Annotated in this window: 12 protein-coding genes; 5 read left to right on the forward strand and 7 right to left on the reverse strand. The window is 73.2% G+C overall.

Annotated features, from left to right (window positions below):
• Positions 1 to 14: 14 nt before the first annotated feature.
• From ACIQUC_RS13445 to mvk, 5 genes are read right to left on the reverse strand one after another with little or no spacing between them, the layout of a single operon-like run.
• The gene (locus ACIQUC_RS13445) at positions 15 to 1,172 is read right to left on the reverse strand and encodes a hydroxymethylglutaryl-CoA synthase (protein ID WP_402267762.1); all 1,158 of its coding nucleotides are present in this window, start codon (positions 1,170 to 1,172) and stop codon (positions 15 to 17) included.
• The gene (locus tag ACIQUC_RS13450) at positions 1,169 to 2,233 is read right to left on the reverse strand and encodes a hydroxymethylglutaryl-CoA reductase (protein ID WP_402267765.1); all 1,065 of its coding nucleotides are present in this window, start codon (positions 2,231 to 2,233) and stop codon (positions 1,169 to 1,171) included. The genes ACIQUC_RS13445 and ACIQUC_RS13450 overlap by 4 nt, the downstream gene beginning before the upstream one ends.
• Positions 2,226 to 3,308, reverse strand: coding sequence for a phosphomevalonate kinase (locus ACIQUC_RS13455; protein WP_402267767.1), 1,083 nt, complete (start codon positions 3,306 to 3,308; stop codon positions 2,226 to 2,228). Before ACIQUC_RS13455 ends, ACIQUC_RS13450 begins: the two co-directional genes overlap by 8 nt.
• Positions 3,305 to 4,324 carry a diphosphomevalonate decarboxylase gene (gene mvaD, locus ACIQUC_RS13460; protein WP_402267770.1) on the reverse strand — a complete coding sequence of 340 codons (1,020 nt, stop codon included), beginning with the start codon at positions 4,322 to 4,324 and terminating at the stop codon, positions 3,305 to 3,307. The genes ACIQUC_RS13455 and mvaD overlap by 4 nt, the downstream gene beginning before the upstream one ends.
• Positions 4,324 to 5,313 (reverse strand): mevalonate kinase, encoded by a 990-nt coding sequence (gene mvk, locus ACIQUC_RS13465; protein WP_402267773.1) that lies wholly within the window; start codon positions 5,311 to 5,313, stop codon positions 4,324 to 4,326. The genes mvaD and mvk overlap by 1 nt, the downstream gene beginning before the upstream one ends.
• Before the next feature lie 140 nt (positions 5,314 to 5,453).
• Here mvk and ACIQUC_RS13470 point away from each other — a divergent pair, with 140 nt between their 5' ends.
• Entirely contained in the window at positions 5,454 to 7,082 is a 1,629-nt protein-coding gene (locus tag ACIQUC_RS13470; RefSeq protein WP_402267776.1) for a DHA2 family efflux MFS transporter permease subunit, read from the forward strand.
• Positions 7,083 to 7,164: 82 nt separating this feature from the next.
• Here the strand turns inward: ACIQUC_RS13470 and ACIQUC_RS13475 are convergent, their stop codons facing one another.
• Entirely contained in the window at positions 7,165 to 7,638 is a 474-nt protein-coding gene (locus ACIQUC_RS13475; protein ID WP_402267778.1) for a MarR family winged helix-turn-helix transcriptional regulator, read from the reverse strand.
• Between the two features lie 41 nt (positions 7,639 to 7,679).
• On the opposite strand from ACIQUC_RS13475, the gene ACIQUC_RS13480 reads away from it, so the two are divergent.
• Genes ACIQUC_RS13480 through ACIQUC_RS13495 form a run of 4 tightly spaced genes read left to right on the forward strand, consistent with a single transcriptional unit; the run spans position 7,680 to position 10,515 of the window.
• Positions 7,680 to 8,594 (forward strand): EamA family transporter, encoded by a 915-nt coding sequence (locus tag ACIQUC_RS13480; RefSeq protein ID WP_402267781.1) that lies wholly within the window; start codon positions 7,680 to 7,682, stop codon positions 8,592 to 8,594.
• A gap of 21 nt (positions 8,595 to 8,615) precedes the next feature.
• Positions 8,616 to 9,071 carry a MarR family winged helix-turn-helix transcriptional regulator gene (locus ACIQUC_RS13485; RefSeq protein WP_022905449.1) on the forward strand — a complete coding sequence of 152 codons (456 nt, stop codon included), beginning with the start codon at positions 8,616 to 8,618 and terminating at the stop codon, positions 9,069 to 9,071.
• A 22-nt stretch (positions 9,072 to 9,093) separates the two neighbouring features.
• The gene (locus tag ACIQUC_RS13490) at positions 9,094 to 9,516 is read left to right on the forward strand and encodes an organic hydroperoxide resistance protein (protein WP_022905450.1); all 423 of its coding nucleotides are present in this window, start codon (positions 9,094 to 9,096) and stop codon (positions 9,514 to 9,516) included.
• Between the two features lie 24 nt (positions 9,517 to 9,540).
• Positions 9,541 to 10,515: a zinc-binding dehydrogenase gene (locus ACIQUC_RS13495; RefSeq protein WP_402268017.1), complete on the forward strand. Its 975-nt coding sequence runs from the start codon at positions 9,541 to 9,543 to the stop codon at positions 10,513 to 10,515.
• A 57-nt stretch (positions 10,516 to 10,572) separates the two neighbouring features.
• On the opposite strand, the gene ACIQUC_RS13500 is transcribed toward ACIQUC_RS13495, so the two are convergent.
• Positions 10,573 to 12,339, reverse strand: a complete 1,767-nt coding sequence (locus ACIQUC_RS13500) for a chloride channel protein (RefSeq protein ID WP_402267785.1) — start codon at positions 12,337 to 12,339, stop codon at positions 10,573 to 10,575.
• Positions 12,340 to 12,390 lie beyond the last annotated feature (51 nt).

A 12,390-nucleotide genomic window follows, 5' to 3' on the forward strand; every position in this document is an offset into this window, starting at 1 on the left:
GTCAGACGGTCGCGTCAGCGCTGCGTCGCCTCGTAGCGGCGGGCGCCGCCGCGCACCCCGGCGAAGCGGTACGGCGCAGCCGTGACCTGCGGACGCTCGACGTCCTCGCTCGTCGCGGCACCCGCGGCGTGCAGCTCGCGGTAGGCGTCGACCGAGAGCGGGACCCGTGCGGCGAGGAGCTCGCGGACCCGCCCCTCGCGGCGGTGCTCGCGGTACGCCGGCTGGACGATGCCGGTGATGAGCTCGCCGACACTGCCGGATCCGTAGCTGAACAGCCCGATGCGCTCCCCCGCGAGGTCGTCGTCGAGGTCGAGCAGGGCCGCGAGCCCGATCCAGAGCGACGCCGTGTACGTGTTGCCGGTCTGCTTGTTGTACGTGAAGCCGAGGGCGAGCTCGGACTCGTCGAAGGGCACCCCGACGTGCTGCGTGAGCTTCCGGTGCGCCTTGAGCGCCATCTTCGTGAACGGCTGGTGGTGGACGAAGCGCACGATGTCCTCGTACGCCGGGCCGCCCTGTGCCGCGAGGTCGTCCCACGCCCCGACGAACGCGTCGACGTAGGCGCTCACGGACAGGCGGCCGTCCACGAGTGCGGTGGAGCGGTCGTTCGGCCGCCAGAAGTCGTCGACGTCGGCGGTGAAGACCCCGGCGGCCGGCTCGATCTCGATGAGGTCCGGGTCGGCGGCGATCAGCATCGCGGCCGCGCCGGCACCCTGCGTCGGCTCGGCGGCGGTGTCGACGTCGTACCGGGCGACGTCGGCGGCGATGACCAGCACGCGCTCCCGCGGGGCCCGCGCGACGATGCCGAGGGCGAGCTGGACGGCAGCGGTCCCGCCGTAGCAGGCCTGCTTCAGCTCGACGACGCGGACGTTCTGCGGCAGCCCGAGCAGTCCGTGCACGAACACCCCGGCGGCCTTGGACTGGTCGACGCCGGACTCGGTCGCGAACAGCACCGTGCGGATGCCCTCGGCACCGTGCCGGTCGATGATCTCCTTCGCCGCGGCGGCGCCCATCGTGACGATGTCCTCGTCCGGCGCGGGCACGCTGAACGCGTCCTGCCCGATGCCGACGTGGTACTTCGCCGGGTCGACGCCGAGGCGCTCGGCGAGGTCGTCGAGCTCGAGGACGTGGTGCCCGGTCGCGACGGCGAGGTCGTGGATGCCGATGCGGGTCATGCTGCACCTCCGGCAGGCTTGGCGCCACGGCGTTCCATGGCGACGTGGGCGGCCATCAGCTCGCCCGGGTTGGTCTGCGCGGCGAGCAGGGAGAGCTCCCCGCACAGGACGGTCGCGGCGCACAGCGCCGCGAGACGGCGGGCGTTCGCGCCGGGCTCGCGGTCCTCGCGGCAGCCGAGACGCGCGAGGGCGTCCTCGACGACGGGCAGGTCACCGCCCTTGCCGTTGCCGACCGTGCCGACGATGAGGTGCGGGAGCGAGGTCGCGAAGTACAGGTCGCCGTCGCGGTCCTCGGCGCTCGTGATGCCCTGGGAGCCCTCGACGATGTTCGCGGCGTCCTGTCCGGTGGCGAGGTAGAACCCGAGGAGCATGTTCGCGTAGTGGGCGTTCGCGGAGCGGATGGCCCCGGCGATGGTCGACCCGACCAGGTTCTTCGCGACGTTCAGCTCGGCGATCCGGGCGGCGCTCGACCGCAGGCGCTTCTCGACGACCTCGCCCGGGATGACGATCTCGGCGACGGTGTTCCGGCCGCGTCCGCGGATCCCGTTCACCGCCGTGGCCTTCTTGTCGGTGCAGAAGTTGCCCGAGACGCTGACGTACCGCAGGCCCGGCTCCCACGCGAGGATCGCCGGCAGGAGCTTGTCCGCCGCCTGCGTGACCATGTTGTGCCCGGAGGCGTCGCCCGTGGTGAACGCGAAGCGCAGGAACAGCAGGTCCCCGACGATCTCCGGGTGCACCTCGATGAGCTTCGCGAAGCGGCTCTGCCCGGCGACGATCTGCTCGAGCTCGTCCTGCCGCGCGAGGATGCGCCCGGTCGCCAGGTGCGCGGCGGCGGCGCTGTCGGCGCGGACGACGACCGAGCGCGTCATGCGCTCGTCGACGACGGTCGCGACGATGCCGCCCTCGACCATGCGCGAGATGCGGGCACCGCGGCCGACGGACGGCCAGAGCGGCGACTCGTACGTGGCGAGCGGCACCTCGTGCTCGCCCTCCACCGCGTTGCCGCTGATGCGGATCGGCCCCACCCACTTCGTGGGGATCGGGGTCAGCAGGTCAGTCATCGACGCTCCCTTCGGGCGCTTGCACCGCGACGCTGAGGTGTCTGATGTCGTGCGCCTCCCAGGCGCGGTGGATGCCGGCGAGGTCGGTGTCCGCCGGGACGAGGGCGATGCCGCAGTCGCCGCCGCCGGCACCGGACGGCTTGGCCGCCCCGCCCGCCGCTTCGACGACGTCGCACAGGGTCGCGAGTCGCTCGGTCTCGATCTGCGAGCCGACCGACGTGCCGAGGCGCTGGAGCAGGCCGCGAGCGCGACGGAGCGCACCGAGGGCCCGCTCGGCGTCGCCGGTCTGCAGGCCCGCGGTGAGGTCGTCGACGCAGGCGCGGCTCTCGTCGAGGAAGGCCTGGTAGCCGCCGTTCCGGTGCCGACGCACGACGCCGACGAGCTTCGTGGTCGACGCCGGTGAACCGGTCCAGCCCACGAGCAGCTCGAGGTTCTCGGGGGCGGGCAGGCGCTGGACGTCGAAGCCCTCCCACGCGTCCTGGTCGCCGAGGATCTCGGTCACGGAGCGGGTGTCGAGCTGGGCCGCGAGCCGCTCACGGTCGGGCGCGCTGTAGCGCAGCCAGCCGCCGAACGTGCTCGCCGCGAGGTCGCCGCCCGATGCCCGCGGGTTGACCCGGATCGTGGCGAGCAGGGCGACCTGGAACCGCTTCCGCTGCGAGAGCCCCAGCCCGTAGAAGCGGTCGAGCGCCCCCACCGTCGCGACGGTCACGGCAGCGGAGGACCCGAGCCCGAACTTCCGGCCGCTCGCGTCGTCGAGCTGGCTGTGGATGCGGAGGTCGTGGAAGCGCGGTGCGATGCCCTGCTCGGCTCGGAGCTTCTCGACGAGGTCGATCGTCGCCATCACGTAGTCGTAGGGGTGGTGCTCGGTGTCGAGCGCGATGCCGTCCTCGGCGCGGGTCCACGTGAGCGGGAGGTGTCCGTACTCCTCGGAGTGCACGCTGCCAGCACCGTGCCCCTCGCTGACCCGCGCGGTGATGGCGCGGTCGAGGGCGATGATGACGGACGGCTGCCCCGGCTCGACGACGGCGTACTCCCCCGCGACGAACAGCTTGCCGTGGGCACGGAACTCGATCACTCGGCGGACTCCTCTGGTCGGACCACGCCCGGTGCGTGTGCCGCCGGGTCCTCGGTCCCCGTTCCTTCGGAGCCGACCAGGTACGCGCCTGGTCCGGTACCGGACTCGATGACGTCGCCGAACGACGCCAGCGCCGTGGCGACGGCCGAGCGGTCCTCCGGCTTGCAGAGCACGACGACGTTCGGGCCGGCGTCGGCGGTGGCGTACGCCTCGAGTCCGGCGGCGCGCAGTTCGGCCACGGCGTCGAACACGGCGACGCTGCGGGCGTTCAGGTACCGGATGGGCGGGAAGGCGCCCTCGATCGTGGCGTGCATGCGGAGCGCGTTGCTCTCGGTCAGCTCGCCGATGCGGGTGAAGTCACCGGCGGCGCAGGCGGTGAGCACGTCACCGACGGTCTCGGTGGTCGAGGTGACCCAGGCCGGGTAGAACGGCGACGTCGCGATGGTGCGTCGCATGGCCTCGCGGGAGCCGATCGGCTTCGGGCCGGCATCGATCGTCACGACCACCATGGCCATCGGCGGCGCGGGGATCGGTTCGGCGTAGGAGCCCTGGTCGTCGCCGGCGTGCCACACCGCGACCCCGCCGGGGATCGACCGGGTGGCCGAGCCGGAGCCGCGACGGGCGAGCCGGGACAGGTCGCGCGGCGACAGGTCGAGCCCGTAGGCCGCGGCGGCGGAGGTGGCGAGCGCGGCGAACCCCGAGGCGCTCGAGGCGAGGCCCGCACCGGTCGGGACGGTGTTCTCGGAGACGACGGACGCGCGCGCGGAGGACCCGGCGAGCCCGCGCACGAGGTCGAGGAACTGCGTGACCCGGACGAGCGCCCCGTCGGTCGTGACGGCACCGTTGAGGGTCAGGGTGTCGTCCGCGGTGTCCCCGACGGTGACCGACGTCGTCGTCGGGAACACGTCGAGCCCCATCGAGACGCTGCCCGTGGCCGGCAGGGCGAGGGCGGCGTCCGCCTTGCCCCAGTACTTGACGAGGGCGATGTTGGGGTGCGCGACGGCGGTGGCGGTCATCAGGCGCGGTCTCCGATCGTGGTGGTCCAGGTGGCTGCGGCACCTGCGCCGCGCAGTGCGGCCGCGATGCGGTCCGCGTGGTCGTCGTCCGTGGCGAGGGCGATCACGCACCCGCCGCGGCCACCGCCCGTGAGCTTCGCGCCGAGGGCGTCGGCCGCACGTGCGGCGCCGACGAGCCGGTCGAGGTCGTCGCTCGACACGTCGAGGTCGCCGAGCAGCCCGTGCGCGGCGTCCATCGTGGCACCGAGCGCCTGTGCGTCGCCGTCCACGAGTGCCGCCCGCGCGCGTCGGGCGAGTGCACCGATGCGGTCCACGACGGCGTCGGTGGCGTCCGGATCGGCGTCGTGGCGAGCACGGACGGCCGCGACCGCCTCGCGCGTGTGACCGGGCACGCCGGTGTCGGCGACGACGAAGGCGAACCGCGCGCCGAGCTCGACCGGTCCGATGCGGCCGCCCTCGAACCAGACGGGCGCGTCCGCGACGACCCCGCGGGCGTCGAGGCCGGACGGTCGACCGTGGGCGACGCGTTCGCACTCCTGGATGAGGTCGTGGTGCGTCTCGGCGTCGAGGGGCTCGCCGAGGGCGTCCGCGACGGCCGCGGTCACCGCTGCGGCCACCGCCGCGCTCGAGCCCATGCCCCGGGCGGTGGGGACCGCGCTGTCGACACGCACGTGGAACCGGCGGTCCGTCGCGCCGAAGTGGCGGAGCGTCGCGGTGACGGCGGTCACGGTGGGCATCACGGCGGCCGGGGCGAGGTCGAGCGGTCCGGTGTGCACGGCGGACTCGAGGTGGTGCCCCTCGGCGTCGTCGGTCGGCGTCACCGTCGCGACGACCACGGCGTCGAGGACCGGCAGCACGAGCGCGGGTGCGCCGTAGACCACGGCGTGCTCCCCGATCAGGATCGTCTTGCCGTGGGACGACGCCCTACCGGTGCGGCGGGTGGGGCCGGCTCCAGTGGTCGCTGAGTTGTCGAGGTCGTTGGTGGTCATCGTGGGTCACGTCAGCCTAACCGTCCCGGCCACGGGCGCGCTCGACGGTGTCCGTACCCCGCCCGTGCGCGTGCTGCACGAGGTCCGCGTTCGGGGCGTACGGTGATCGTCAGCATGCTGACTACCCGAGGAGCCGCCACGTGAGCACCCACCACACCCCCGACCGTCGACGCTGGGCCGGACTCGTCGTCATCAGCATCGCCGTCTCGCTCATCATCGTCGACTCGACGATCGTGAACGTCGCGATCCCGAGCATCGTCCGCGACCTCGACATCGGGTCGACGGCGGTGCAGTGGGTGCAGGAGAGCTACACCCTGGTCTTCGCGGCGCTCCTGCTCGTGTTCGGCTCCCTCGCCGACCGGTTCGGCCGACGGCGCCTGCTGGTCGTCGGCGTCTCCGTCTTCGCGCTCGCGTCGGTCCTCGCCGCACTGGCCCCGACGGGCGACCTGCTCGTCCTCGCCCGCATCGCGCAGGGCGTCGGCGGCGCGATGGTCCTGCCGACGACCCTGTCCCTCGTCAACGCGACCTTCACCGGGCGCGAGCGCGGGATCGCCTTCGCGGTCTGGGGCTCGACGATCGGCGGCATGGTCGCCGTGGGCCCGCTGCTCGGCGGCTGGCTGACGACGGACTTCTCGTGGCGGTGGGCGTTCGGCATCAACATCCCGCTCGGCGTCGCGATCGTCATCGGCGCGTACCTGACCGTGCGCGAGTCCCGCGACACCGTGCACGCCGGCCGGATCGACGTCGTCGGCGCGGTGCTCAGCGTCGTGACGAGCGCCGCGCTCGTGTTCGGCCTCATCGAGGGACGGACGTACGGCTGGTGGACGAACGCCACCCGGTTGACCGTCGGCGACTGGACCTGGCCCGGACCGCTGTCACCGATCCCGTACGCGTTCCTCGTCTGCGTCGTCGCGGGCGTGGCCTTCGTGCTCTGGACCCGGCGGCGGCAGCGCGCGGGCCGCTCCACGCTCATCGCGCTCGACCTCTTCACGATCGGGTCGTTCCGGAACGGGTCGATCGCGGCGCTCATCGTGTCGCTCGGCGAGTTCGGCATCATCCTCTCCCTGCCCATCTGGCTGCAGAACGTGCTCGGGTACTCCGCCCTGCAGACCGGGTTCGTGCTGCTCGCCCTCGCGATCGGGTCGTTCGTCGCGAGCGGGTTCGCCGCGACGGCCGGCCAGCGGATCGGTGCACTCAGGATCGTGCGCATCGGCATCGCCGCCGAGATCGTGGGCGTCGCGGCGATCGGCTTCGTCGTGACCTCGTCGACGCCGTGGTGGGCGATCGTGCCGTGCCTGTTCGTCTACGGGTTCGGCGTCGGGCTGGCGACCGCGCAGCTGACCGGCGTCGTGCTGCGCGACGTCCCGGTCGAGCGGAGCGGCGAGGCCTCCGGCGCCCAGAGCACCGCGCGCCAGATCGGCTCGGCGCTCGGCATCGCGGTGCTCGGCACGGTCCTGTTCACCTCGACCGGGACCCTGCTCCAGCACCGCCTCGAGGACGCCGGCACCCCCGCGGCCACGGCCTCGCAGATCGCCGACGCCGTGGTGGCGTCCTCCGGCGGGTCGATCGCGGCACTCACCGAGCAGAGCCCGACGGCAGGAGCTGCGGCGGCCGAGGCGTTCAGCGACGGCACGCGCGCCGCGGCCTGGTCCGCCGCGGGCTTCCTCGTGCTCGGCCTCGCGGCGACGCTGCGGCTGCGCAGCCGCCCCGAGGACGTCGAGGACGGTGCGGCCGAGCCGACCCGTCAGCGCACCGACGTGACCGACTGACGGACGCACGGCGCGGGTCGGCCCCGCACCGCGCCTCCCGGTCCGCGGTCCGCGGCACCGCCTGCGCGGCGAGCCGTCCGGATCAGACGGCCAGGCGCTCGAGCAGGCCCGCGAGCGCCTCGCGCTCGTCCGGCGTGAAGCGCTCGAGCAGACGCCGCTCGGTCGCGAGGTGGTCCGGCAGCACCCGGTCGAGCAGCTCCTTGCCCCGGGCGGTGAGCTCGACGATCTTGCCCCGGCCGTCCGAGGGGTTCGCAGTCCGCCGCACGTACCCGAGCGACTCCAGGCGGTTCAGCCGCTGCGCCACGGCGCTGGAGGTCACCATCGCCTGCGTCGCGAGCTCGACGGGCGTCAGCCGGTACGGGGCACCCTGCCGGGCGAGGGAGGCGAGCACGTCGAAGGTCGACGCGTCGATCCCGTGCCGGGCGAAGGTCGCGGCGAGGACCCCCTCGACCGCGGTCGCCGCCCGACTCAGGCGCCCGATGACGGCCATCGGACTCGGGTCGAGGTCCGGACGTTCCGTACGCCACTGCGCGAGTACTCGATCGACGTGGTCCACGTCGCGATCCTAATCGCTCAGCACTGAGCTACATTTACTCAGTGCTTAGCAATCGACTTCCGCTCATCGCCGTGACGGCGCTCGCTCCGGCGCTCTGGGGCACCACGTACTCGGTCTCGACGACGTTCCTCCCGCCAGGGCACCCCCTCCTCACCGCCACCCTGCGAGCCCTGCCCGCGGGCCTGGTCCTGCTGGCGATCGGCCGGCGCCTGCCGCGCGGCTCGTGGTGGTGGCGGTCGCTCGTGCTCGGTACCCTGAACATCGGTGCGTTCTTCGCGTTCCTCTTCGTGGCCGCAGATCGACTGCCCGGAGGCGTCGCGGCGGTGATCGGCGGCGTGCAACCCCTGCTCGTCGCCCTGCTCGCATCCCGGTTCCTCGGCGAGCGTCTGACACCGGTGACGATCGCCGCCGGCACCGGTGGGCTCGTCGGCGTCGCCCTGGTCGCGCTCCGCGCCGAGGCGGCACTCGACCCGGCCGGAGTCGCCGCCGCCCTGCTCGGCGCGGGGTCGATGGCAGTCGGCGTCGTGCTCACGAAGCGCTGGGCCTCGACCGAGCCTCCGATCGTGACGACCTCATGGCAGCTGCTCGCCGGCGGACTCCTGCTGGCCGCACTGACCGCCGTGGTGGAGCCGCTCCCGACCTCGGAGGTGACACTCGGTGCCGTCGGGGCATACGCCTGGCTGGCGATCGTGGGGACGGCGTTCGCGTACCTCGTCTGGTTCCGTGGCGTCGCGTCCCTGCCGACCCGGGTGCCGGCGTTCCTCGGGCTCCTCAGCCCGGTCGTCGCGCTCGCGATCGGGACCCTCGTCGCCGGGGAGACGCTCTCGTCCGGGCAGGTCGTCGGCGTCGCCGTCGTCCTCGCGGCGGTCGGGACAGCGGTGATGCTGGGAGGTCGACCGGCGCGCGACCCGGCCAGATCGACGACAGGTGTCCGCGACAAGGTTGTGCACAACTGAATTGCGTGCAATCCTTGTGGCATGCCCGTGACCGACGAGATGGTGTGCTTCTCCCTCTACGCGGCGAGCCGTGCCACCACGCAGGCGTACCGGTCCCTGCTCGAACCATGGGGCCTCACGTACCCGCAGTACCTCGTCCTCGTGACGCTGTGGATCGAGGGCGACCAGACCGTCTCGGGCCTCGGCGACCACCTGCAGCTCGACTCCGGCACGCTCTCGCCGCTGCTCCGTCGCATGGAGCAGGGCGACCTCGTCCGCCGCGAGCGCCGCAGTGCCGACGAACGCGTCGTCACGGTCACACTCGGTGACCGCGGCCGCACGATCCGCGGCGAACTCGCCCACATCCCGTCGACGATCGCCGCGGGGATGGGACTGGCCGACGAACACGCCGCGACGGAACTCATCGCGACGCTGCACCGGCTGACCGAGACCATGCACGCCGCCGCGACGCCGGACCGCGCCGCAGCGGACCACTGACCCCCACGAAGGAAGGAACCACATGGAAGCCCTCTACACCGCCGAGGCCCTCTCCACCGGAGCCGGTCGCGACGGCCGCGTCGCCACCAGCGACGGCTCGTTCGCGCTCGACCTCGCGATCCCCAAGGAGATGGGCGGCTCCGGCGCCGGCACCAACCCCGAGCAGCTCTTCGCCGCCGGGTACGCCGCGTGCTTCCACTCCGCGCTGCAGGGCGTCGCCCGCAGCCAGAAGGTGAAGATCGCCGACTCGTCCGTCGGCGGCCGCGTGCAGATCGGCCCGAACGGCGAGGGCGGCTACCAGCTGGCCGTGCTGCTCGAGGTCGTCCTGCCCGGGCTCGAGCACGACCAGGCCCAGGCCCTCGCGGACGCCGCGCACCAGGTCTGCCCGTACTCGAACGCGACCCGCGGCAACATCGACGTCACCATCACCGTCTCGGAGGACTAGTCCATGAGCACCACCCCCACCACCATGCGTGCCGTCGTCCACCACGAGTTCGGCGAGCCCGCCGACGTGCTGACCGCCGAGGACCGCCCGGTCCCCACCCCCGGCGCGGGCGAGGTCCTCGTCCGCACCGTCCTCTCCCCGATCCACAACCACGACCTGTGGACCATCCGCGGCACGTACGGCTTCAAGCCCGAGCTGCCCGCGGCCTCCGGCACCGAGGCGCTCGGCGTCGTCGAGGCCCTCGGCGAGGGCGTCACGAACCTCACCGTCGGCCAGCGCGTCGCCGGCGGCACCTTCGGCGTCTGGGCCGAGTACTACGTCGCGAACGCCGCCGGGCTCGTCCCGGTGCCGGACGCGATGACCGACGAGGACGCCGCGCAGCTCGTCTCGATGCCGTTCAGCGCCATCAGCCTGCTGCACTCGCTCGACCTGCACGAGGGCGACTGGCTCATCCAGAACGCCGCCAACGGCGCGGTCGGCCGCATGGTCGCCCAGCTCGGCAAGGCCCGGGGCATCAACGTCATCGGGCTCGTCCGTCGCGCCGCCGGCGTCGAGGAACTCGGTGAGCAGGGCATTGACCGCATCGTCGCCACCGACGCGGACGACTGGCAGGACCAGGTCCGCGCGATCACGGGCGGCGCCCCGATCGTCGCCGGCGTCGAGTCCGTCGGTGGCAAGGCCGCCGGTGACATCGCCTCGGTGATGGGCGAGAACGGCACCCTCGTCGTCTTCGGCGCGATGGCCTCCCCCACCCTCGAGATCCCGTCGGGCAAGGTCATCTTCGGCCAGCTCACGGTCAAGGGCTTCTGGGGCGCCGTCGTCAGCAGGACGATGGACGCGCCGCTCAAGCAGCAGCTCTTCGGCGAGCTCATCTCGCGCGTGCTGGACGGCTCGCTGACCCTGCCGGTCTCCGAGGTCTTCCCGTTCGACGAGGCGCGCGCCGCGGCGCGCGCCAGCGACACCGCCGGCCGCGTCGGCAAGGTGCTCCTGCGCCCGTAACGCAGACAGCAGGCGGACAGGAGGCTCGTGGCGGATCCGCCACGAGCCTCCTGTCCGTCAGGTGGCAGGGACCAGGGCCCGCAACGCGTCCGCCTGTCCCAACCACCCGACGGGCCGTCCGTCCTCGTCGACGACCGGCAGGCCCGCGGGGTCGGCGTCGTCGACGACCTCCCGGACGACCTCGTCGAGCGGGGCCGTCGCCGACACCGCGGCCACGTCGGCGACCACGTCCGTGACGGGCCGCTCGGCGAACGCGGTGTCCCCGAGCACGGCGTCCCCGACGGACCGCGCCGTGACGACCCCGGCCAGGCGCCCGGCCCCGTCGACGACGACCACCGAACCGCCCCCGGCCCCCTCGATCGTCTCGAGCGCCTGCCCGGCGGTCGCCCCGGTGTCGAGCACCGGTCCGAGCGGCCGCGCCGCGCCACCCGCCGTCGAGGGCTCCGGGGACCGGACCGCGGCGTCGGTCAGGTCGACACCGCGGCGACTGAGCTTCAGCGTGTAGATCGTGTCCCGCGAGAGCACCTTCGACACCGCCCCGGCGATCACGACCGCGACGACCAGCGGCAGCACGAGTTCGTACGCACCGGTCAGCTCGAACAGCATGATCCCCGCCGTGATCGGCGCACGCGTCGACCCGGCGAAGACCGCGCCCATCCCGACGACGGCGAAGGTGCCCACCTGCCCCTGCATCGACGGGTCGATCGCCGCGACGACCTCGCCGAAGGCCGCGCCGGTCATGGCGCCGATGAAGAGCGAGGGCGCGAACACCCCGCCGGATCCGCCGATGCCGAGCGTGAGCGACGTGGCGACCACCTTGCCGACCACGAGCACGGCGAGGAAGCCGAGCGCGTACTGCCCGGCGACCCCGCGTTCGAGCACCGGGTACCCCACGCCGTACAGCTGCGGCAGGACCAGCAGCACGCCCCCGAGCAGCAGCCCGCCGACGACCGGGCGGAGCCACTCCGGCCCCCGCGTCGCCCGCCACAGGACGTCACAGGCGTCCTCGACGAGGTACAGCACGCGGGTGAAGCCGATGCCGATCGCCCCGGCGAGCAGCCCGAGCAGCGCGAAGAGCAGGTACTCGGGCGGCGTGATCGAACCGATGGACGGCAGGTGCAGGAAGGCCGCGTCGCCGAAGACGGCGCGACCGACGAGCGCCGCGGTGACGCTCGCGATCGCGACCGCGCCGAACGAGGTCGGGGTGAAGTCCCGCAGCAGCAGTTCGAGCGCGAAGAAGATGCCGGCGACGGGGGCGTTGAAGGTCGCCGAGATCCCGCCGGCCGCGCCGCACGCGACGAGGGTCTTCAGGCGCACCTCCGGCATCCGGGCCCACCGACCGATAGTCGAGCCCAGGGCGGCGCCGATCTGGATGATCGGCCCCTCGCGGCCCACCGAACCGCCCGCGCCGATGCAGACCGCACTCGCGAGGGCCTTCACCACGGCGACGCTGCCCCGGATCCGACCGCCGTTCCGGGCGACCGCGTACATCACCTCGGGAACGCCGTGGCCCCGCGCCTCCCGCGCGAACCGCTGGATCAGCGGCCCGTACAGCAGCCCGCCGACCGCCGGGGCGAGCACCACGAAACCGGCCCCGAGCCACGGCACCCAGGGGTTGGCCGGGTGCCCATCGGTCGCCGAGTAGTCCGCGTGGCCGCTGAACACCCACGTGGCGTGCTCGATCAGCCAGCGGAAGACGACCGCCGCGCCGCCGGCCCCGAGGCCGATGAGCAGTGCCGGGAGCGCCAGCCGGACGGCGGCACCACCGAAGCGGGTGCCGGCGGTCACGAGGTGCGGACGGATGGTCTGGGCAGCGTCGGGCACGGTCCTCCTGAGTTGTACGGGCACAACGATTGTACGCGTACAACGAACGGG

It is taken from the genome of Curtobacterium sp. NPDC098951, from assembly GCF_044759965.1.
GTDB lineage: Bacteria > Actinomycetota > Actinomycetes > Actinomycetales > Microbacteriaceae > Curtobacterium.